At 71.0% G+C, this 21,458-nt stretch carries 19 protein-coding genes; 6 read left to right on the top strand and 13 right to left on the bottom strand.

Annotation, left to right across the window (positions count from 1 at the left end):
* Positions 1-33 precede the first annotated feature (33 nt).
* Positions 34-972, top strand: coding sequence for a DMT family transporter (locus AOA12_RS06750; RefSeq protein WP_054681366.1), 939 nt, complete (start codon positions 34-36; stop codon positions 970-972).
* Between the two features lie 216 nt (positions 973-1,188).
* Here the strand turns inward: AOA12_RS06750 and ispD are convergent, their stop codons facing one another.
* The 6 genes from ispD to AOA12_RS06720 all read right to left on the bottom strand — a co-directional run bounded on the left by ispD (position 1,189) and on the right by AOA12_RS06720 (position 9,347).
* Complete coding sequence (gene ispD, locus AOA12_RS06745) at positions 1,189-2,388, bottom strand: 2-C-methyl-D-erythritol 4-phosphate cytidylyltransferase (protein ID WP_054681364.1); 1,200 nt, start codon at positions 2,386-2,388, stop codon at positions 1,189-1,191.
* A gap of 92 nt (positions 2,389-2,480) precedes the next feature.
* Complete coding sequence (locus AOA12_RS06740) at positions 2,481-2,963, bottom strand: CarD family transcriptional regulator (RefSeq protein ID WP_054681362.1); 483 nt, start codon at positions 2,961-2,963, stop codon at positions 2,481-2,483.
* Positions 2,964-3,032: 69 nt separating this feature from the next.
* A complete protein-coding gene (locus tag AOA12_RS06735) occupies positions 3,033-4,295 on the bottom strand; it encodes a PucR family transcriptional regulator (protein WP_054681360.1) in 1,263 nt (420 codons plus the stop codon).
* Positions 4,289-5,737 (bottom strand): phytoene desaturase family protein, encoded by a 1,449-nt coding sequence (locus AOA12_RS06730; RefSeq protein WP_054681358.1) that lies wholly within the window; start codon positions 5,735-5,737, stop codon positions 4,289-4,291. The genes AOA12_RS06735 and AOA12_RS06730 overlap by 7 nt, the downstream gene beginning before the upstream one ends.
* A 14-nt stretch (positions 5,738-5,751) precedes the next feature.
* Positions 5,752-7,716 (bottom strand): DUF3556 domain-containing protein, encoded by a 1,965-nt coding sequence (locus AOA12_RS06725; protein WP_082406019.1) that lies wholly within the window; start codon positions 7,714-7,716, stop codon positions 5,752-5,754.
* A gap of 131 nt (positions 7,717-7,847) precedes the next feature.
* The gene (locus AOA12_RS06720; RefSeq protein WP_054681356.1) at positions 7,848-9,347 is read right to left on the bottom strand and encodes a class I adenylate-forming enzyme family protein; all 1,500 of its coding nucleotides are present in this window, start codon (positions 9,345-9,347) and stop codon (positions 7,848-7,850) included.
* A 221-nt stretch (positions 9,348-9,568) separates the two neighbouring features.
* On the opposite strand from AOA12_RS06720, the gene istA reads away from it, so the two are divergent.
* Both istA and istB read left to right on the top strand, forming a co-directional pair.
* Positions 9,569-11,248, top strand: coding sequence for an IS21 family transposase (gene istA / locus AOA12_RS06715; protein WP_054679554.1), 1,680 nt, complete (start codon positions 9,569-9,571; stop codon positions 11,246-11,248).
* Positions 11,245-12,057 (top strand): IS21-like element helper ATPase IstB, encoded by an 813-nt coding sequence (istB, locus tag AOA12_RS06710; RefSeq protein WP_054679557.1) that lies wholly within the window; start codon positions 11,245-11,247, stop codon positions 12,055-12,057. Before istA ends, istB begins: the two co-directional genes overlap by 4 nt.
* 8 nt (positions 12,058-12,065) lie before the next feature.
* Here istB and trpS read toward each other — a convergent pair whose 3' ends face one another.
* Positions 12,066-13,106, bottom strand: coding sequence for a tryptophan--tRNA ligase (gene trpS / locus AOA12_RS06705; RefSeq protein ID WP_054679560.1), 1,041 nt, complete (start codon positions 13,104-13,106; stop codon positions 12,066-12,068).
* A 396-nt stretch (positions 13,107-13,502) separates the two neighbouring features.
* Between trpS and AOA12_RS06700 the strand changes: the two genes are divergently transcribed.
* The gene (locus tag AOA12_RS06700; RefSeq protein ID WP_054681353.1) at positions 13,503-14,006 is read left to right on the top strand and encodes a hypothetical protein; all 504 of its coding nucleotides are present in this window, start codon (positions 13,503-13,505) and stop codon (positions 14,004-14,006) included.
* 52 nt (positions 14,007-14,058) lie between these two features.
* On the opposite strand, the gene AOA12_RS06695 is transcribed toward AOA12_RS06700, so the two are convergent.
* Positions 14,059-14,742 carry a response regulator transcription factor gene (locus AOA12_RS06695; RefSeq protein ID WP_054681351.1) on the bottom strand — a complete coding sequence of 228 codons (684 nt, stop codon included), beginning with the start codon at positions 14,740-14,742 and terminating at the stop codon, positions 14,059-14,061.
* The gene (locus AOA12_RS06690) at positions 14,739-15,992 is read right to left on the bottom strand and encodes a sensor histidine kinase (RefSeq protein ID WP_054681350.1); all 1,254 of its coding nucleotides are present in this window, start codon (positions 15,990-15,992) and stop codon (positions 14,739-14,741) included. Before AOA12_RS06690 ends, AOA12_RS06695 begins: the two co-directional genes overlap by 4 nt.
* A gap of 156 nt (positions 15,993-16,148) precedes the next feature.
* On the opposite strand from AOA12_RS06690, the gene phoU reads away from it, so the two are divergent.
* On the top strand, positions 16,149-16,826 hold the full coding sequence (gene phoU / locus AOA12_RS06685; protein WP_054681348.1) for a phosphate signaling complex protein PhoU: 678 nt from the start codon (positions 16,149-16,151) through the stop codon (positions 16,824-16,826).
* A gap of 76 nt (positions 16,827-16,902) precedes the next feature.
* Here phoU and AOA12_RS06680 read toward each other — a convergent pair whose 3' ends face one another.
* On the bottom strand, positions 16,903-17,652 hold the full coding sequence (locus tag AOA12_RS06680) for a phosphoglyceromutase (RefSeq protein ID WP_054681347.1): 750 nt from the start codon (positions 17,650-17,652) through the stop codon (positions 16,903-16,905).
* 41 nt (positions 17,653-17,693) lie between these two features.
* Here AOA12_RS06680 and AOA12_RS06675 point away from each other — a divergent pair, with 41 nt between their 5' ends.
* The gene (locus tag AOA12_RS06675) at positions 17,694-18,530 is read left to right on the top strand and encodes a hypothetical protein (RefSeq protein WP_054686836.1); all 837 of its coding nucleotides are present in this window, start codon (positions 17,694-17,696) and stop codon (positions 18,528-18,530) included.
* 8 nt (positions 18,531-18,538) lie between these two features.
* Here AOA12_RS06675 and AOA12_RS06670 read toward each other — a convergent pair whose 3' ends face one another.
* The 3 genes from AOA12_RS06670 to AOA12_RS06660 are packed head-to-tail and all read right to left on the bottom strand — an operon-like array spanning position 18,539 to position 21,323.
* Positions 18,539-19,651, bottom strand: coding sequence for an FUSC family protein (locus AOA12_RS06670; RefSeq protein ID WP_231637193.1), 1,113 nt, complete (start codon positions 19,649-19,651; stop codon positions 18,539-18,541).
* A 2-nt stretch (positions 19,652-19,653) separates the two neighbouring features.
* Positions 19,654-20,727, bottom strand: a complete 1,074-nt coding sequence (gene ygfZ / locus AOA12_RS06665; protein WP_054681344.1) for a CAF17-like 4Fe-4S cluster assembly/insertion protein YgfZ — start codon at positions 20,725-20,727, stop codon at positions 19,654-19,656.
* A complete protein-coding gene (locus AOA12_RS06660) occupies positions 20,724-21,323 on the bottom strand; it encodes an FABP family protein (RefSeq protein ID WP_054681343.1) in 600 nt (199 codons plus the stop codon). Before AOA12_RS06660 ends, ygfZ begins: the two co-directional genes overlap by 4 nt.
* Between the last annotated feature and the right edge of the window lie 135 nt (positions 21,324-21,458).

Below are 21,458 nucleotides of genomic sequence, written 5' to 3'. Positions count from 1 at the left end.
GCACCAGCCTACTCGCGGCGGTACGGTACCAGTGTGCTCCCCGCCCTCGCCGTGCTCACCGCCGCGGTGCTGTTCGGCACGACGGGAACCAGCCAGGCGCTCGGGCCCGACGCCTCGCCGCTGTCGATCGGGGTCGTGCGGCTCGCGATCGGCTGCTCGGCCCTCGCCGTGGCGGCGGCCGTGCTGGCGCGCCGTCACGCGCGCCGGCGCACGGGTCCCGGCCCGGTCTGGTCGGGCCGCGCGGGCGCCCTCATGGTCACGACCGGCGTCGCCTTCGCGCTGTACCAGCCGCTCTTCTTCATCGGCACGGAGCGCAACGGCGTCGCCGTGTCGACGGTCGTCGGCATCGGCTCGGCGCCCGTCATCGCGGGCGTCCTCGAGGGCGTGCTCACCCGCCGCCGTCCCTCGCCGGTGTGGCTCGTCGCGACGGCGCTCGCGACGGTCGGCGTGGCGCTGCTCGGCTTCGGCGGGCAGGCGGGCGCCGCCGGCTCGTTCAGCGCGGGCGCCACCGACCCGCTGGGCATCGCGGCCTCGATCGGCGCGGGCGCGTCGTTCGCGGTGCTCGCCGTGGCGCAGCGCCGCCTGCTCGAGGCCGGCTGGGACTCGTTCACGGTGGTCGGGGCGATGGGCGCGGTCTCGGCCGCGATCGCGCTCGTCGCGCTGCCGTTCGTCGATCTCTCGTGGATCGGCGCCGACCGCGGCGTCGCCCTGGCCCTCTGGCTCGGCCTGGCCACGGTCACGGTCGCCTATCTGCTGTTCACGTGGGGGCTCGTGGGCCTCACGGCCGCGACGGCGGCGACGCTCACGCTCGCCGAGCCCGTGACGGCCGCGGTGCTGGGGATCGTCGTGCTCGGCGAACAGCTCGCGCCGCTCGCGATCGCCGGCCTCGTCGTGCTGGTGGCCGGCCTCGCCCTGCTCGCCGCCGGCTCCCGTCGCGCCCGCGACCCCGAGCCCTTCGCGATCGAGGGCTGAGCCCCGCCCCCAAAAAAAGGCGCCCCCTCCCCCTCTCCCCTCCCCCTGATCCCCGCGAGGGTGCCAGTTATCTAGCCGAGGGTGCTGGTTGTCAGCACGAGGGTGCTTTCACCCCGGGCGCGGAAGCACCCTCGCGGAAACAACTGGCACCCTCGCGAGAACAACTGGCACCCTCGGGACGGGACGGATGGGACGGGCGCTACGGCGCGGCGGGCGCTAGGGCGCGGGGGCGGGCACGACGACGGCGACCGCGAACGCGGCGACGCCGTCGCCGGCGCCCGTGAACCCGAGGCCGTCGGTCGTCGTCGCCGACACCGACACCGGCGCGCCGAGCGCCGCCGACAGCACGCGCTCGCACTCGTCGCGCCGGCCCGCCAGCCGCGGCCGGTTCGCCTGCACCTGCACCGACACGTTGCCGACCACGAAGCCGGCCTCCGCGACGAGCATCCGCACCCGGGCGAGGAACGCGGCGGCGTGCGCGCCGGCGTACTCGGGGCGGTCGGTGCCGAAGTGCGTGCCGATGTCGCCGAGGCCCGCGGCCGCGAGCACGGCGTCGACGATCGCGTGCGCGACGGCGTCGCCGTCGGAATGGCCCGAGAGCGCACGCTCGCCCGGCCACTCCACGCCCGCGAGCCACAGCGCGCCGTCGCCGCCGAAGGCGTGCACGTCGGTGCCGACGCCCACGCGCGGCGCGGCGACGACGGGCGCGAGCGTGACGGGCGCGAGCGGCGTCACGAGCGCGCGTACCCGCTCGAGGTCGCCCGGCGTCGTGATCTTGAACGCCCGCTCATCGCCCGCGACGGTGCGCACGACGCGTCCCGCGGCCTGCACGAGGGCCGCGTCGTCGGTGAACTCCGCGGGCGCGGTCGCGTAGGCGGCCGCGATGACGTCGCGGCGGAACCCCTGCGGGGTCTGCGCGGCCGTGAGCGCGCTGCGATCGACGGCCTCGACCACCCGGGCGCCCTCGACCCGCTTGATCGTGTCGACGACCGGCAGCACGGGCACCACGGCATCCGCTCCCCCGTCGACGGCCGACACGACGCGGTCGAACACGTCGGCGGGCGTGAGCGCACGCGCCGCGTCGTGCACCAGCACGACGTCGATGTCGGCCCAGAGCGCGGCCAGGCCCGCCGCGACCGACTGCTGCCGGGTGGCGCCGCCCGCGACGACGCGCAGGAGGTCGCCCCGATCGCCCGCGGCCTCGGCGGCCTCGGTGAGCGCGTCGCCCTGCCGGTCCTCGGGGGCGACGACGACCACCTGCGCGGGCGCGGCGGCGAACACGCCGCGCAGCGCGTGCCGCAGCACGGTGTGCCGGTCGATCCCGACGAAGGCCTTCGGCACGCCGGCGCCCAGGCGCTGTCCCGAACCCGCCGCGACGACGATGACGGCGACACGCGGAACCGCGATGATGCTCATGCCTTCGAGGCTACCGGCCCCTTCGCGGTGCACACGGCCGTGCTCCGCCGGGCGTCAGGTCACGGCCGGGAGAACCGCGGCCGCGGGAGGGGTCAGGAGGCCAGCACCTCGTCGAGCACGCCCGACGCGTGCTCCTCGTCCTTCTTCAGCGCGAGGGCGATCTCCGACACCAGGATCTGGCGGGCCTTCGCGAGCATGCGCTTCTCGCCCGCCGAGAGGCCGCGGTCCTGATCGCGGCGCCACAGGTCGCGCACGACCTCGCTGACCTTGATGACATCGCCCGACGCGAGCTTCTCGAGGTTGGCCTTGTACCGGCGCGACCAGTTGGTCGGCTCCTCGGTGAACGGCGCGCGCAGCACGTCGAACACGCGCTCGAGGCCGTCCTTGCCGATGACGTCGCGCACACCGACGAGGTCGACGTTGTCGGCCGGAACCTCGATGATAAGGTCGCCCTGCGTGACATTGAGCTTCAGGTACTTCTTGGTCTCGCCCTTGATGACCCGGTCCTTGACCTCGATGATCGTCGCGGCCCCGTGGTGCGGGTAAACGACCGTCTCGCCAACCTCAAAAAGCATGCAGTTATATCCTTTCGGCAACCTAAAGAATACCACAGGCCATATACGCTAAAGTTCGCTCGCGCGTTCTCAGGCCGTGCCGCCGAGCAGCTGCAGCACGCGCAGCGCGAGCGAGATCTCGAGAGGGTCGATACGTTTCGACCCCCGCTCGGTCTCGAACCGGTTCACCCGCTGCCGCACCGTGTTGCGGTGGATGCCGAGCACCTCGGCCGTTCTCGTGAAGTTCTCGCCCCGCGTGTAGAAGACCGACAGCGTCTCGCACAGCGCCGCGTTCGACTGCCCCGGATCGGCGACCGAGCCGAGCACCTCCCGCGTCCACGCGACCGCGCCCGGCACGTCGTGCATGATCAGCGAGAGCAGCGCGACGTCGGGATCGGAGAACCCGACGGCGCGGGCATCGCGGTAGTGCGCGGCGCCGAGCGCCACGAGCCGCGCCTTCGCCGCCTGCTCGTGCGAGCGCCGGAAGCCCGCGATCCCCGTGCCCGCCTCGCCGATCGCGACGCGGATGTTGCTCATGTCGTCGGCCGCTCCGAGCTGGTCGACCCGCTCGACGAGGCCGTCGTCGACGCCGTCCGCAGGGATCGCGATCCAGCACCAGGCCGTGGAGCGGTCGGCCGCGACGATGAGGGGCGGCCGCGAGGAGCTCAGCAGGGTCGCGACGCGGCGCAGGAGCTGGTCGATGCGGCGCTGGTCCTCGTGGTCGTCGCTGCCCGACTCCAGCCAGGCGATGACGGCGAGGTGACGCTGGTCGAGCGAGTACTTCGTCTCGCTCTCGAAGCTCGGGTTCGTGATGTGCTCCCCGCGCAGCGCCTTCAGCACGGCCGCGGCGTTCGACACCGCCCGCGCCCGCCACCACTTGCGCCGCTCGGCCTCGTACACCTCGGTGACGTACTTGAGGATCCAGTCGATGTAGTTGTGGATGACGTCGATGACCCGGCGCGCCAGCAGCATCGGGGCCTCCGCGTCGGCGATCGCGAGGGCGTCGATGGCGTCGATGACCCGGCGCACGAGCAGCGCCTGACCCAGGTAGTAGGCACGCGTGAGGGCGCCGAGCGGCACGTCGCGCTGCGCGAGGCGCACGGCGTACTCCACGGCGGCCGTCGTGGGCTGCAGCGCGTCGACCCCGATGTCGTTGCTGAGGATGTGGCAGAGCGTCGTGACGTTGCCGTCGATGCTCGCGCGCAGCATGTCGATCAGCTGCGGGTCCTGCCCCAGGCCGTCGATGCGCTCCGCCAGCAGGTCGCGCATGTCGTCGACGATCGTCGGCGCCGCCGCCTGCAGGCGCCCGCCGACGAGGGCGACGAGCTCGCGCAGCCCGGCCTCGCTCACCATGCCGCACCTCCTCGATCGCCGGTCCCGCCGTGCCCGAGCCGCCGCAGCGCGCGCTGCGCGGCGTTGTACCCGCTCATGCCATGAATACCAGGTCCGGGCGGCGTGGCGGCCGAGCACAGGTAGGCGCCGGGCACTCCCGTGTCGTACGGCTGGGCGCTGAGCCGCGGCCCGAGCATGAACTGCAGCGGCGACTTGGCGCCCGTGAGGATGTCGCCGCCCACGAAGTTGGCGTTCTCGGCCTCGCTCTCGGCGGGCGTGCGCGCGCGCATCGCGACGATGCGCTCGCGGGCGCCCGGTGCGAACCGCTCGATCTGGGCGAGGATCGCCGCGGTCGCGTCTCCCGTGTACCCGTTGGGCACGTGCGCGTAGCCGTACACCGGCACGATGTCGCCCCGCGCGCGGCCGGGGTCCGCGACGGCCTGCTGCCCCAGCAGCACGAAGGGCCGTTCGGGCATGCGGCCCGCGGCGCAGTCGCGCTCCGCGGCGATCATCTCGGCGGTCGTCCCGCCCAGGTGCACGGTGCCGGCCCTGCCGACCTCGGGATGCGTCCACGGGATGCCGCCCTGCACCGCGAGATCGAGCTTGAACGCCGCGGGGCCGGACCGCAGGCGCCGGTACGCGTTGCGCGCCCGCGCCGGCTGCCGGTCGCCGAGGATCGCGGCGGCGGCGTGCGGGTGCACGTCGAGCATGAGCACGTCGTGCGCGGGCAGCTCCGCGAGGCTCGTGACGCGCCGTCCCGTCTCGAACCTCACGCCCAGGCCCCGCAGCAGGCGGATGTGCGCGTCGGTGAAGGCGCCCGTGCCGCCCTTGACGACGGGCCAGCCCACGGCGTGCCCCGCCGTGATGATGCCCGCGCCGATGCCCGTCACGAGCGGCAGCGTGAGCGGCTGGATCGCGTGCGCGGCGACGCCCGTGAACAGCGCCCTCGCGCGTTCGGTGCGGAACAACCGGCCCGTGACCGCGGGCGGCGGGCCCGCGACGAGCCCGAAGCGCGCGAGCAGCAGCGGGTGCCGGGGAAACCGCGCCATGGGGGCCATCATCATGCCCGAGAGCCGGTCGAACGCGCGCGACGGCGGGCCGAAGGCCGCCGCCCAGCGACGGCCGTCGGCGCCGAGCCCGGCGGCGGTCTGCTCCACCGAGGTGCGGAGCAGACCGGCATCCCCGCCGTCGAGGGGGTGCGCCGCGTCGATCGGCGCGTAGGCCCACTCGACGCCCATCGCCCCGAGGTCGAGCGAGCGGAAGAACGCCGACCCAGGCGCCATCGGGTGCACCGCCGCGCAGTGGTCCTGCACGAGGCCCTCGAGCGGCGTCTCCGTCGAGCGCGCGCCGCCGCCGAGGCGATCGGATGCCTCGAGCACCGTCACCTCGACGCCCGCCCGCGCGAGCACGGTGGCGGCAGCGAGCCCGTTGGGCCCGCTGCCGACCACGATCGCGTTGGTCATCGACCCGACGCCTCCTACACCCCGGCCGGGACCGGGACGGCGGCGGCCGGTGCGGCGTCCGAGCCGGCATCCGCGTCGGCCTCGGACTCGGTCGCCGAGCCCAGGATGCTCGTCGCCGTGAACTGCAGCCGGTGGAACTCCGGGTGGCGCCAGCGCACCTCGAGCGGGATGGGCCCGCCCGGCAGCCACGGCTGCTCCTGGATCGCGTCCTTCACCTTCCAGCGACCGGTCTCCACCACGCCCAGGGCCGCGTCGATGAGCTTGTACTCCTGGTACCCGTGCCACAGGGGCTCCGACTCGACCCAGGCGACGATGAACTCGCCGGGCTCGAACTGCGCCTGCTCCTGGATCGCGGCGATGAGCTCCTCGTCGTGGAAGTGCCCCTCGCCGAAGTTGAAGCCGATCATCGCGTTGGTGCCGAACTCGGCCTCGCGGATGCGGCGGTGGTCGATGTCGGGCACGTTCTTCAGCAGCACCGAGAAGAGACCGCGCGCCTGGCTGTGCAGCGACCGCCAGCCGAGCGTCATCTGCAGGAAGGCCTCGGCGAGGGGGTACGGCAGGCCCATCGCCTGGAACTGGTCGATCTGGTCCTTGGTCGGACGGTAGACGCGGTGCAGCTTCTTCTCGGCGTCCGGGTGGATCGCCCACGTGCCGGTCGCCCAGTTGCCCTCGTACTGACGCAGCGAGGCGAGGAAGGAGACCTTGTCCGGGCGGAGGCTTCCGAAGATCACGAGGAACACGTGGATCGCGATCACGGCCCACGGCATCCACGCCTGCGACATGTCGAAGACGCTGAAGCCGGCCACGTTCGGGTAGCCGAGGAACCAGACGGCCGCCGTGACCGCGAACAGGAGGTTCCACTCCAGCGGCACCGCGATCGGGAACGTCGAGATGATGAAGAGGCAGAACGCGATCATCAGCAGCGTGGCGATCGTCACCGTGGTGTGGCCGCCGAACGCGTTGCCGACGACGAAGAGCATCACGAGCGGCGTCGCGAACTCGACGATCGTGCCGGGCACGTGCGCGATGAAGTGGGCGAGGTGGCTCGGACGCAGGTCGTCGTTCGCGTAGTCCTTGTACATCGCCTTCTTGACGAAGCGGGGCACGTAGAAGGGCGTGTTCGACATCATCGGCGGGATGACCGGGCTGAAGTGCCGGTTCCACTTCGAGAAGCCGGCGCCGACCCAGATCGTGACGAGGAAGATCTTGAACGCGATGATCATGTCGACCACGCCGTTCGGCGAGAACAGCGGGAACGCGAAGCAGAAGACCACCGGCAGCAGGTACTGCTCGGAGCGGGCCGCGAGGAAGATGATCTTGTCACGCAGCCCGAGCGCCAGCAGGAAGACGACCGCCACGATGAGCGGCGTGGTCTGGATGAGCGAGAAGTCCGCCGCGTTGTCGACGACCCAGGCGGGCAGGCTCGTCGCGTGGGCCGCGACGTACGCCTGGAAGCTCGCCAGGGACTCCAGGTCGGTGCGTCCGGGCGAGAGCACCGCGATGCCCATCGAGAACAGGAAGCCCCAGTAGAGGAAGACGTCGAAGATCTTCCGCTCGGTGCCCTTGACCCCGGGGATCCACTTGTACGGCGCGAGACGGATCGTGCCGGGGCGCGACCAGAACAGGATGCCGCCCGTGAGCGGGCCGAACTTGCCGGCCAGCGGCCCCCAGGAGCCCGCGACCCCGATGGCGTCGAGCAGCATCGTCATCACGAGGAGCTTCTGGTAGAAGACCGGGTTGAGCAGGTAGGTCGACGGCTCGAGCGGGTTCAGGCCCGAGGTGAGGGTGATCAGCAGCGTGCCGCCGATGAGATAGGCGCCGAACAGCTTCATCAGGTAGAGGACGTGGATGTTGTGGGCGGCGCCGAAGCCCCACTCGCCCCACTCCTTCGAGAGGAACCTCAGGCGTTCCTGCAGCGGCTTCTGGATGAACTCCAGCGGGTCCCCCACGGCGGGGAACCGGGGTGTCTTGTATCCCATGACAACTCCTTCGGTGATGGGTCTTGCGTGTGTGCCTGTGCGTGGACGGAGCCGGCCGGACCCGGATCCGGGCAGGCTCGTAGAGAGGGCCGTCGCGAAGGGGTGTCGCGCGGTCCTGGGGATGAGCGGGCTCAGACGACCCGGACGGCCTCCGTGGGCGGGACGTCGACGGCCGGGGTGCGCCGTCGCAGCTCGGGCTTGTCGATCTTGCCGACCGGGTTGCGCGGCAGCGCGTCGACGATCCGGATGCGGGCGGGGACCTTGATCTTCGTCAGTCCGCTCCTGCAGTGCTCCACGAGCTCCTCCGCGTCGGCGTCGGAGCCCGGAAGGAGCACGACGTAGGCGACGGGCACCTCGCCCAGCGCCTCGTGGGGCCCTCCCACCACCGCCGACTCGAGCACGGCGGGATGCGTGGCGAGGAAGGCCTCGATCTCCTTGGGGTAGATGTTCTCTCCGCCGCGGATGATCATGTCCTTGATGCGATCGACGATGAACAGGTAGCCGTCCTCGTCGAGGATGCCGACGTCGCCGGTGCGCAGCCAGCCGTCGACGACCGTCTCGGCCGTCGCCTCCGGGCGGCCGAGGTAGCCGCGCATGACCGTCGGCCCGCTGATGCGCACCTCCCCGCGCTCTCCGGCGGGCACGGGGTCTCCGGCCTCGTCGGTGATCGAGATGCGCTGGCCGGCCAGGGCGGGCCCGACGCTGCCGAGCTTGCGGACCCCGTGCAGCGGGTTGCAGGCGGAGGCGCACGTGCCCTCGGTGAGCCCGTACCCCTCCAGGATGCGCAGGCCGAAGCGGTCGGCGCAGCGCTGCAGCAGTTCCTTGGAGACCGGCGCGGCGCCGCAGATCGTGAACCGGATGCCGCTGAGGTCGGGGGCCACGTCGGGCGGCAGCTCGGCGAGCCGTGCGAACACGGCGGGGACCGCCGAGAAGTACGTCGGCGCGAACCGCTCGATCGCGGCGATGAAGCCCGCCGGCACGAACCGCTCGACCAGCGCGGTGCTCGCGCCGACGCTGAACGGGGCGAGCAGGCTCAGGCAGATCGAGTTGACGTGGAACAGCGGCAGCACGAGCAGCGCGCGATCGTCGGCGGTGAGCTCGGTGTGCCGGGCGAACATCGTGGCCATCGCGTCGAGGTTCGCGTGGTCGAGCATGACGCCCTTGGGCTGTCCCGTCGAGCCGCTCGTGTAGATGAGCAGCGCGATGCGATCGGCGGCGACGTCCGGCGTGACGACCTCGCCCTCGGGCGTCGTGCGCAGTTCGTCGGCGAAGATCACGGGCACGTCGAGCGGAGCGTGCGCCCCGGCGCCGTCGCGCGTCGTGAGCAGCAGCCGCGCACCGGAGTCCTGGAGCTGATACCGCAGCTCGCGCTCGGTGAAGGTGGGGTTGACCGGCGTCGCCGCCGCGCCCACGCGCCACGCGCCCAGCAGGGCGATGACGAGCTCGATGCCGTTCGGCAGCATGATCGCGATGACGTCGCCGGGGCCGACGCCCTGCGCGGTCAGCTGCTCGGCGAACGCGGCGGCGCGGCGCTCCACCTCTCGGTAGCCGAGCTCCCGCTCGACATCGAGCAGGCACGCGCGGTCGGTGCCTGCGGCGGGGGATCGCCAGGGCAGATGTGCCAGCGTCATCGCTCTTCCCTTCGGGCCTGTCATCGTCGACGTCGTCCGTGTGGACGTGGCCAGAGTACGGCGGAGTCCCCCGTTGACTATGGCAGCGTAAGTCGGACCCACCAGGGCAATCTAAGCGGAGACCACTTGCTGCTTGACGGGGTGTCCACGGCAGCCTGAGCCGAGTCCACCTCCACCGTTGACGGAACTGTTGTTCCGGATGCTGATGGTGGAGGTTTGGGATGGGATCTCGGGTGGATGTGTTCGCGGCGATTCGGCGTGATGCGCGGGTGGAGGAGCTCTCGATCAGAGAGCTTGCGCGCCGTCATCACGTTGGGCGAGCGACGGTGCGGCAGGCGTTGGCTTCGCCGGAACCGCCGCCGAAGAAGACGCGGGTGAGGTCGGCGCCGAGGCTTGACCGGTTCAAGCCCGCGATCGACGCGATGCTGCGGGAGGATCTGACGGCACCAAGGAAGCAGCGCCACACCGCGACCCGGGTACTGGATCGTCTTATTGAGGAGCACGGAGCGACTGAATTGTCGTATTCGACTGTTCGTAACTACGTCCGCTTTCGCCGGCCCGAGATCGACGCGGTCGCGGGCCGGCGGGTGGAGGTCTTCATCCCTCAAGACCACCAGCCAGGTGCGGAGGCTGAGGTCGATTTCGGCGAGGTGTGGGTGGTGCTAGCTGGGGTGAAGACGAAGTGCCACATGTTCGTGTTCCGGCTCTCTCACTCGGGGAAGGCGATCCACCGGGTTTATTCGACTCAGTCGCAGGAAGCATTCCTCGAGGGCCACATTGATGCGTTCGAAGAGATTGGCGGCATCCCGACCCGGCATATCCGTTACGACAATCTGACATCGGCAGTCCAGGCGGTGCTCTATGGCAACGGGCGCGGCCGGATCGAGAACGAGCGGTGGGTGCTGTTCCGCTCCCACTACGGGTTCGATTCGTTCTACTGCCAACCCGGTATCACGGGCGCACATGAGAAGGGCGGCGTTGAGGGTGAGGTCGGGCGGTTCCGGCGAACACATTTGACACCCATGCCGGTTGTCGATTCCCTCGCAGAACTCAACGCGAGAATCCGCGCCTGGGACGCGGCGGATGACAGGCGGCGGATCGCGTCGCGGATTCGCACAGTCGGCCAGGACTTCGCCGTCGAACAGGCACTGCTGTCGCCGCTGCCGTATGAGCGATTCGATCCAGGCCTGACGCTGCATCCGCGGGTCGACAGGTCGAGTCTGATCACGGTTCGGATGGCGAAGTACTCCGTCCCCGCCCATCTGATCGGCCGGAACGTCCGCGTCTCATTACGCGCGTCCGTGGTCGTCGTTTTCGACGGGCACCAGGAAGTTGCCCGCCATGAGCGAGTTGTCGCGCGCGGCGGACAATCAGTCGTCCTCGACCATTACCTCGAGGTGTTGCGTCAGAAGCCCGGAGCGCTCCCGGGAGCCACCGCCTTAGCGAGGGCGCGGGAGGCCGGAGTGTTTACGGCTGCCCACGATGCGTTCTGGGCGGCCGCCCGCAAGACCGATGGTGATGCCGTCGGCACGCGAGCCCTCATTGATGTTCTGCTTCTGCACCGGAGCATGCCCGCAGAGGAAGTGATCGCCGGCATCCACGCAGCACTCCAAGTCGGGGCAGTCACCGCCGATGTCGTCGCTGTCGAAGCCCGCAGACAAACTTCGACGGGTGGGCCTGGCCTGCATGGTCATCTCCGTGAACTCGCGTCTGGCCGCGAGCAACGAGTTGTCAGTCTCACCCAACGCCGTCTCGCTGATCCGGCCGCGGTGATCGCAGGTCTCCCGGCCGACACGAGACCACTGCCGAGTGTCGCCGGCTACGACGAACTCTTGGAACGTCGGGCACGCCCGACGCTCACGGACGAAGCGATTGATCGGGAAGGAACCACGGGAACATGACCACGAAACCCACCACCGTCACGACGACGCTGCGCCGGAGACGCGGGCTCACCGAAGAAGCAGCGATCGCGGCTGTCGATCAGGCCTGCCGGCGTCTCCGGCTCCCGACTGTCCGCGCCGTCGTTGACGAGGCCCTGGTGACCGCGAACCGAGAGCAGCTGTCCTACCAAGGGTTCCTGGCAGAGCTACTGCTCGCGGAGTGCGATGATCGCGATCGGCGCTCCTCGATTCGGCGCGTGTCTGCGGCTGGCTTCCCGCGGAGCAAGTGGCTCGGTGACTTCGATTTCGACGCGAACCCGAACATCAACCCGGCCACGATCCACCAACTCGCTACCGGTGACTGGATCCGCAAAGGCGAACCGCTCTGCCTCATCGGCGACTCCGGTACCGGGAAATCGCATCTACTGATCGGTCTGGGAACCGCGGCTGCAGAGAAGGGCTATCGGGTCAAATACACGCTCGCGACGAAACTCGTCAACGAACTCGTCGAAGCCGCCGACGAGAAGCAGCTCGCCCGCACCATCGCTCGCTACGGCCGCGTCGACTTGCTCTGCATCGATGAACTCGGCTACATGGAACTCGACCGCCGCGGAGCCGAGCTCCTGTTCCAGGTCCTCACCGAACGCGAAGAGAAGAACTCCGTCGCGATAGCCTCCAACGAATCGTTCTCCGGATGGACGAGGACCTTCACCGACCCGAGGCTCTGCGCTGCGATCGTCGACCGACTCACGTTCGGTGGCAGCATCATCGAAACCGGCACCGACTCCTATCGCCTCGCCCACACCCGCCGACTCACTGACCAGGTCTGACCGAGGTCCTAGTAGATCGTCCCCATTGCTTCGCGCACCTGGGCCAGTGTTGACTCCGCCGAAGTGTTCGCAGCCTCATTGCCGTGGCGAAGAATCGCCCGCACGAGATCCTCGTCTTTGGCGAAGGCTTGCCGCCTCACGCGCAACGGTTCCAAGAAGTCGTTCACGGCTGTCGCCGTCATGGCTTTCAGGGCGCTGCTGCCGCCATCACCGATCTCGTCGGCTAACTCGGCTGGCTCGACACCGCGGCACAGCGCGGCCGTCGACAACAGCGCCGAAACACCAGGCCTGTCCTCGGGATCGAAACTGATCCGCCGGTCCTGATCGGTCCGAGTCTGACGAATCACCGCAACTGTCTCGTCCGGTGTCATAGATAACGCGATCGCGTTCCCGTAGCTCTTCGACATCTTCCGACCGTCCAAGCCCGGAACCTCCGGCGTCGACGTGATCAACGCATCCGGAACCGGGAAGACATCCCCATAGCGCTCGTTGAACCGTCGAGCGATCACGCGAGTCATCTCCACATGCGGGAGGTTGTCCTTGCCGACGGGCACGAGATTGCCTTTGCAGAACAGAATGTCGGCCGCCTGGTGCACCGGATAGGTCAAGAGCAACCCGCTCAACGCGCGCCCGGACGCCGCGAGTTCCGCTTTGACGGTCGGATTACGATGCAGTTCCGCCTCGGTGACCAAGCTCAGGAACGGCAGCATCAACTGATTCAGCGCCGGCACCGACGAGTGGGTGAAAATGGTCGTCCGTTCCGGGTCGATGCCCGCGGCGAGATAGTCGAGCACAGCGCTATAGACGTTCTCGCGAACGTGAGCCATCGTGTCTCGGTCGGTGATGACCTGATAGTCCGCGAGCACGAGGAACATCTCGACGCCAGCCTGCTGGAGACGCACCCGTTCCCTGATGGTGCCAAAGTAGTGGCCCAGATGCAGCGGCCCAGTCGGCCGCTCACCCGTGAGGACTCGAAAGTGCTCGGGGTGCTCGGCCACGAGGACCGCGACCTCTGCCGAGCGTTGCGCGGTTGCGATGAAGGACTCCATTTGTGTCTCCCGATGATTGGGAGCTACACGGAGTACTCGGGCCGTTCCACGAGCTGCCGTGCAGCCCGTGAACATACTTCAACCGGCTGCTATCGCAGCCACCACCAAGCGGAACGGTTGAAGTTCATGAACGAGATACTACCGGGGCCCGGAACCAAGACCAGAAACCACAGGGTGGGTCCCGTTTAGATTGCCGCCCTGGGCCCAGCTGAGGTTGACATTCTCACCCGTCGCCGGATCGCCGTTACCGTCCCAGTTTCCCCGTCGCGAAGTGCAGTCTGCACACCCGGACGGACGGAGCCGTCGGACGGAGCACGGCATCCGTTGCTTCAGGCAGGCAGAAGCGCCCCCTAGAATGGAAGCGATCGTCGTCTGCCCCACACACCTGGAGGATTCGTGCTTTCGACACACCGCGGTGCGGCATTCCCCTCGCGCACGTCGCGCGTTCTCGCTTCCGTCGCCCTCGGCGCCGCCGTCGTGCTCGGTGCGACGGGCTGCAACATGGTCGCGCCGCAGGCCACGACGATCCAGTACTCCCCCGCCGAGGGCACCAACATCGCCGACTTCGGGCCGGTCACGGTGCGCAACGCGCTGCTGGTGGCCAACGACGACGGCAGCGCCGCGAACCTGCTCGCCGCGCTCGTCAACGACACCGACCAGGACGAGACGATCAAGATCGGCGTGGGCGGCACGACGCAGTCGGTCGACGTGCCCGCGCGCAGCGCCGTCAGCCTGGGCTTCGAGGGCGTCGACCCCCTGCTGTTCGAGGGCGTCGACCACCTTCCCGGCACCTACGCCACGGCGACCTTCCAGGTGGGCGCCGACGGCGCCGAGCAGAGCATCCCTGTGCTCGATGGCACGCTGTCCTACCTCGCCGACTTCGTCCCCGACGAGAGCTAACCGGCGGCCCGCGGCCGCGCGCCGGGTTCGATGCCCTGCCTCGCGGCCGGGCTCAGGCCTCGAAGCGGTACCCGAGCCCGCGCACGGTCAGCAGCATCTCGGGCTGCTTCGGCACGCGCTCGATGCGTGAGCGGATGCGCTTGATGTGCACGTCGAGCGTCTTGGTGTCGCCGAAGTAGTCGCTCCCCCAGACGCGATCGATGAGCTGACCCCGCGTCAGCACGCGGCCGGCGTTGCGCATCAGGAACTCGAGCAGCTCGAACTCCTTCAGCGGCATCGAGATGGGCGCCCCGTCGACAGCCACGGTGTGGCGGTCGATGTCGAGCTCGACGCGACCGCCCACCAGGACGCGGTCCTCGATCTCGGCGTCCGCCGCGTCGGAGCGCCGCAGCACGGCCCGCATGCGCGCGAGCAGCTCGCGCGACGAGTAGGGCTTCGTGACGTAGTCGTCGGCGCCGAGCTCGAGGCCCACGACGATGTCGACCTCGGAGTCCTTCGCCGTGAGCATGATGATCGGCACCTTCGACGTCGTGCGGATGATGCGGCACACCTCGGTGCCGGGCATGCCGGGCAGCATGAGGTCGAGCAGCACGATGTCGGCGCCCTGCGCCGAGAACAGCTCCAGGCCGCTCGGCCCGTCCTCGGCGATCTCGACCTCGAAGCCCTCGCGGCCGAGCAGGTAGGCGAGGGGCTCCGCCAGATCGGGCTCGTCCTCGACGATCAGCACGCGTGTCATGCGTTCTCTCCTTCCACGGGCGCCGACGGGCCCCCGTTCACCGCCTTCACCAGGGCGCGCTTGCGCTTCTTCGCCTTGGCCTTGGTCTTGACCTTCGTCGACGCCTTGCCGGCCGCCGCGGCGATCGCCTCGGGCGGCGGCTCGATCGCCGGGATGCGCACCGTGAACGTCGATCCCTTGCCCGGCCGGGACCACAGCTCGATCTCGCCGCCGTGCCGCTGCACGGCGTGCTTGACGATCGACAGGCCGAGCCCCGTGCCCCCCGTGCGCCGCGACCGGGCCTGGTCGGCGCGGTAGAAGCGCTCGAAGACCCGCTGCTGCTCCGCCTCGGGGATGCCGATGCCGCGATCGGACACGGCGATCTCGACGACGCCGTCCCGCTCGGTGACGCCGATGCCGACCGACGCCCCCGACGGCGAGTAGGCGATCGCGTTGGCGACGAGGTTGCCGATCGCCTCGGTGAGCACCTGGGCGTCGCCGCGCACGTAGGCGCCCCGCACCCCGCCCCGCACGATCTCGATGCCCGCCGACGTGGCGGCCATCGCCTGCGACTCGATCGCCAGCGCGACGACCTCGTCGATGGCCACGTCGCTGAGCGAGGCGAAGTCGTCGGCCGACTGCACGCGCGACAGGCTCATGATGCGGGCGGTCAGCTGGCTCAGCCGCGAGGCCTCGACGATCAGCCGCCCCGCGAAGTCGCGCACCCTCTCGGGGTCGTCGGCGGCCGACTCGATCGCCTCCGCCAGCAGGGTGACGGCGCCGACGGGGGTCTTCAGCTCGTGGCTCGTGTTGGCCACGAAGTCGCGGCGCATCTGCTCGACGCGCTCGCGCTCGGTGATGTCCCGCAGCACGACGAGGGTGAGCCGGGGGGTGATGACGGTCGCCCGCACGGCGACGAGCCGCTCCTCCATGCCCCGGCGCAGGGTGAGGGTCTTGGTCTCGGGATGCGGCGTGCGCCGCGCCTCGCGCACGAGCGAGCGCAGGTCGTCGCCGGTCAGCACCTCGTTCTCGCGCATGCCGAAGATCTCGGCGGGCGGCGACGCGGCCACGACCAGCAGCGACGTGTCCACGACGACGGCGAGGTCGTCCATGCCGTGCAGCACGGCGTGGGTCGCGCTGGGCAGCTCGGTCGACGACGTCTTCTCGTGGAGCTCCCGGGCACGCATGGCCATGACGACGAGCGCGACGACGAGCGCTCCGATGATCACGCCGACGCCGAGGGCGATGAGCGCCGCCTGGGTCGACTCCATGCCCTCCAGCGTACGGCGGCGGCGCGCGCCGCCGCATCCGTGCACGACGTGTGCCGACGGCGTCGGGCAGAGTTCACGCCCGGGGCACCGTTCGTTAACCTTCTCGGGGGATGATCGCCGAGTTGGCGCATCCGCCGGCCCGGAGAGAGGTTTCCCATGCGCGAAGTGTTCCACCAGTCGCTCGAGGACGTGCAGTCGCGCCTTGTCGAGATCAGCGAGCTCGTCACGGTCGCGATCGACAAGGCGACGCGCGCGTTCGCGACGAGCGACGTGGCGCTGGCCGAAGAGGTCATCGAGGCCGACGAGGTCATCGACGCCAAAGCCGTCACCCTCGACGAGCTCGGGATCGAGATCCTTGCTCGTCAGCAGCCCGTCGCCCGCGACCTCCGCATCGTCGTCGCGGCGCTGCGCATCAGCGCCTCGCTGGAGCGCATGGGCGACATCGCCGAGCACATCGCCCAGCTCACCCGCATGCGCTTCCCCGAGCGCGCGATCCCCAAGGGCCTCAAGGGCACGTTCAAGAAGATGGGCGAGCTGGACGTCGAGGTCGCCCGCACCCTGACCGAGCTGCTGCGCCACTCCGACCTCTCGCTGGTCGACGAGCTGCGCAACCTCGAGGACCGTCTCGACCACCACCACGTCTCGGTCTTCGAGAAGGTGCTCAGCGACAGCTGGGAGGGCGAGGCCTCGGCGACGGTCGACGCGACCCTCGCCAGCCGCTACCTCGAGCGCTTCGCCGACCACGCCGTCTCGGTCGCCAAGAAGGTCGCGTACCTCGCGACGGGCGACTGGCAGGCCGACATCGAGAACATCGCCGTCGGCGACGAGGCCTGAGAGCCCGACGACCCGCGGAGAACGGAGGAGGGGGATGCCGGCCGGCATCCCCCTCCTCCGTTCTCCGCGTCGCGGCCTACTGCTTGCCCTGGTTGGCGACCGCGGCGGCGCCCGCGGCGGCGGCCTCGGGGTCGAGGTACTCGCCGGCGCCGAGCGGCGTGAAGTCCTCGCCCAGGCGGTAGACCAGCGGGATGCCCGTGGGGATGTTCAGCTCGGCGATGTCGGCGTCGCTGATGCCGTCGAGGTGCTTGACGAGGCCGCGCAGCGAGTTGCCGTGCGCCGTCACGAGCACGGTCTTGCCGGCCGCGAGGTCGGGCTTGATGTCCGACTCCCAGTACGGGAGCATGCGGTCGATCACGATCTTGAGCGACTCGGTGTGCGGCACGTCGCCGTCGATGCCGGCGTAGCGCGGGTCGCCGACCTGGCTGTACTGGTCGTCGGCCGGCAGCGGGGGCGGCGGCACGTCGAACGAGCGGCGCCACAGCATGAACTGCTCCTGGCCGAACTCCTCGAGGGTCTGCGCCTTGTCCTTGCCCTGGAGGGCGCCGTAGTGGCGCTCGTTGAGGCGCCACGTGCGCTTCACGGGGATCCACAGGCGGTCCGCGGCGTCGAGCGCGATGTTCGCGGTCTGGATCGCCCGGCTGAGCAGCGAGGTGTGCAGCACGTCGGGGAGCAGGCCCGACTCCTTCAGCAGCTCGCCGCCGCGCTGGGCCTCGGCCTTGCCCTGGTCGGTGAGCCTCACGTCCACCCAGCCGGTGAACTGATTCGTCTTGTTCCACTCGCTCTGCCCGTGGCGGAGGAGGATCAGCGTGTATGGCGCGGTCATGCGGCCAGTCTATCGACGCGGGCCCTGGCATCATGGGGGACATGGGGCCGGATTCCGCGACGGGTGCGCCCGTGGGCCGGATCACGCGCGGGACGACCGGGACCAACCGGCTGCGCCGCGTCGACCGGTGGATCGCCCGGCATCCCGTGCTGCGCCGCGCCGCGGACCCCCTCGTCGTCGACCTCGGCTACGGGGCGAGCGGGGTGACCGTGCTCGAGCTCGAGCGGCGGCTGCGCCGGACGCGGCCCGACGTCGAGGTGCAGGGCCTCGAGATCGACCCCGACCGGGTCGCGCGCGCCCGGCAGCAGCTGGCCGTCGTGCGCGCCGGCGGCACGGCGTTCGCGCCCGATGCGCGCGTCTCCTACGCGCGCGGCGGCTTCGAGGTGCCCCTGCCGGGCGGACGCCGGCCCGCGATCGTGCGCGCGTTCAACGTGCTGCGCCAGTACGACGAGGGCGACGTCGCCGACGCGTGGGCGCGCATGTGCGCGCGGCTGCAGCCGGACGGCATCCTCGTGGAGGGGACGTGCGACGAGATCGGCCGCGTCGCGACGTGGATCGAGGTCGGGGCCGATGCCGTGCCCCGCACCCTCACGATCTCCTTGCGGCTGACAGGCCTCGACTCCCCCGCCGTCGCCGCGCAGCGCCTGCCCAAGGCGCTCATCCACCGCAACGTCCCGGGCGAGCCGGTTCATGCCCTCCTCGCCGGGCTCGAGGCGGAGTGGACCCGCGCCGTCTCCACGACCGCGTTCGGCCCCGTGCACCGCTGGCGCACCGCCCTGGAGGCGATGGCGGTCTCCGGCTGGCCGGTCCGCAGCCGGTCGCGCTGGCGACTGGGCGAGCTGACGGTGCCGTGGGCGGCGGTCGCCCCGGCCGCCTGACCGAGGGCTCACCCCCGCGGAAGGGCGGCGCGGGCTTCGGACGGCGGCACGCCCGAGGCCGTCAGCAGGTCGACCGCGAGAGGACGCAGCGCACCGATCAGGTTCGCCTCTCCGAGCGAGGCCCCCGCGATCGCCTCGGGGTGCAGGCGGGTGGCCACGGCACGCAGCGCGCTCTGCGCCGCCGGCTCGTAGGCGATGTCCGTGAGCGACTGTGCGATCAGGTCCGCGCCGCGCACCAGCTCCGCGAGCAGGTCGGCGGGCACGGGCCGCGCCGTCCCGTCGTCGCACAGGTACGCGGCGCGACGGGCGATCACCCGGAGGTTGCGCACGGCGTAGTCCATGTTCGCGAGCACCCGCTGCTGACGGGCCAGCTCGGATCTCTGCCGCCGCAGCAACGGGGAGATCCGAGCGACGGCCGCACCCGAGTCGAGCGACTCCGCCCAGGCGTCGACGGCGGCCTGCGTCGCCCGGGCGCGCTCCAGCCCGCGCTCCGCCCGGTGTCGATCGCCCCGGCGCAGCCCCTGGACGACGGCGCGCGAGGCCGCCTCGAACCGTGCGAACAGGACATGACCGTCGGCGGTCACCGCGCGAACCGGGTTGCGCGGGATCAGCACGGTCGCCAGCAGCGCCGCGGCGGCGCCGACCAGGCCGTCCAGGAGCCGCAGATAGGGCACGCCGCTGGCCGGCAGCGCCAGGACGATGAACGACTGGATGGCCGCGGCGATCGCGAAGCTCGCGTGCGACGACAGGAAGCGCGCGATCAGGATCGTGAGGATGAGAGCCATCGCCAGCTGCCACCAGCCGGCTCCGGCGAGCAGCACGATCGTCTCGGCCACGAAGATGCCCAGCACCATGCCGACGACCGTCTCCAGCACGCGGATCGGCCGTGCGTCGCGCACCAGCCCGAGGCTCGAGATGGTCACGGTCCCGGCCAGCAGCGGCGACTCGTGTCCGAGCACGTAGTGCGCGACGACGAACGCGACGGTCGCTGCGACCGCGATCTGGACGGTCGCGGGAACCGTGCCCCGCACGCGCGCCGCGCGGAGCGCGAGGCTTGCGCGACCGCGATCGATGCGTCCCGGCAGACCGGGACGGATCGGCGCGGTCGCGGGACCCGACACCGTCACCTGCGGCGGGAGAGGCGCGGCAGGCGTGGGACCGCGACCGTGCGGCCGGCGTCCGGCGGCACGATCGTCTCCTGTGCCGCGGCGACCGTCTCGTCGCCGGCGACGACCGTGAGCGGGGCGTCGACCGCGAGCGTGCGCGTCACCAGCGCGAGGGCGATGGGCCCCTCCTCGAAATGCCGTGCGGCCGACGTGATCCGGCCGACGGTCTCGCCCTCCGCCTGTACCTCGGCTCCGGGCTCGGGCAGCAGGACGTCGCTGCCGTCGAGCTGCAGCGACACGAGGCGCCGCGGCGGACGACCGAGGTTGTGCACCTTCGCGACGGTCTCCTGGCCGCGGTAGCAGCCCTTGTCGAGGTGCACGGCGGTGCGCAGCCAGTCGACCTCGTGTGGCAGCGTGCGGCCGTCGACCTCGCCGGCCGCGGGACGCCAGGCCGCGACGCGCAGCGCGTCGGCCGCCAGGGCGCCCGCGAGCTCCCGCTCGCCGCGAGCCGCCGCGGCGGCGAGAGCGTCGAGCTCGTCGCGGCTCACGACCGCCTCGCACCAGTCGCGCTCCGCGCCGGGGTGCGGTTCGGCGTGCGCGTACCCCCAGCCGCCGTCGGCGACGCCGGGCCACGGGTCGTGCCAGACGGCGTCCGCGGTCAGCGCGGCCACGGCGGCGACTGTCCCGGCCACGACGGCGTGGGTCTCCGACCGGTCCTGCGGGTCGACCCGCAGGCGGAAGCGCATGCGCCGCAGCCATGCGAGCAGGTCGTCGCTCCGCGCGCGGTCGACGAGGAGCCACGTGCTCTCGCCGTCGTCGACGACGCCGGCCGCGTGCTCCACGTGACCGTGCGGGTCGAGCACGAGGGTCTCCGTCGAGACGCCCGCGGGCAGGCGCGCGAGCGACTGCGAGCTGATCGAGTCGAGCCACGAGAGGCGGTCCTCGCCCGTCACCGCGAGCACCGCGCGAGCACCCAGCGGTGCGAGCGCGCGACCCGCGCGCAGCGCCCGCTGCTCGCCCAGCGGATTGCCGAGGTGGGCGAGCACCCCGTCGTCGACGACCGCACCGGGCAGCGCGCCGAGGCTGCTCATTCCGACCGTGCCAGTCTCGCGGAGGCGTGCGAGGCGAGCGGCGCGCCGAGCGCCGCGATGTCCCACACCCAGAGCAGGTGGCCCTCGACGAGGCCGTACATGCGCGTGGCCGCGGTGTACGGCTTGGCGCCCGCGCCGCGCACGACGGCGTCGGTCGCCAGGTCGATGCGGGGGCCCTTCGCCTGGCCCAGGTACAGCTCGCTCACGCCGTCGGAGTGCACGAGGGCGACCTCCAGCCCGAAGCCGCCGTCGGCGTTGCGCAGCGTCTCGACGTCGTCGACGGTACGCGCGCTCTCGCGGCGCACGAGCGGCGGCAGAAGGCCCGGGCCCGGGTCCTCCTCGCCCGCGGGGCGCACGACGCGCCAGTACCCCGTCTCGGCGACCAGCGGCGTGCGCTCGTCGCCGAGCATCCAGGCCTCCGCGGAGTAGTTGAGGTAGTCGCCGCCGTCGTGGCTGAAGCTCACGCGATGCGCGAACTCGCCGGAGTAGCGGGTGCCGTTCGCCTCGTAGTCGATGACGCCGGAGCCCTCCCAGACGCCGAGCAGCCACGCCAGGGGCGCGAGATCCGCCGGGAGGTCGGTCGGCAGCTCGAGCACGTCGGTCAGCGCTGGCCGCGATACAGGTTCTTGATCACGACGCCGGAGACGAACGCGATCGCGAGCCCCGCGAGGCCGAGCAACCCGATGAAGAAAAGCTCAAGGGCAAGGAGGTCCATGCCTCTACTCTAGCGC

It is taken from the genome of Microbacterium sp. No. 7 (assembly GCF_001314225.1).
In the GTDB taxonomy this organism is placed as follows: Bacteria; Actinomycetota; Actinomycetes; order Actinomycetales; family Microbacteriaceae; genus Microbacterium.
This window is presented reverse-complemented; position numbering and strand designations above follow the sequence as displayed.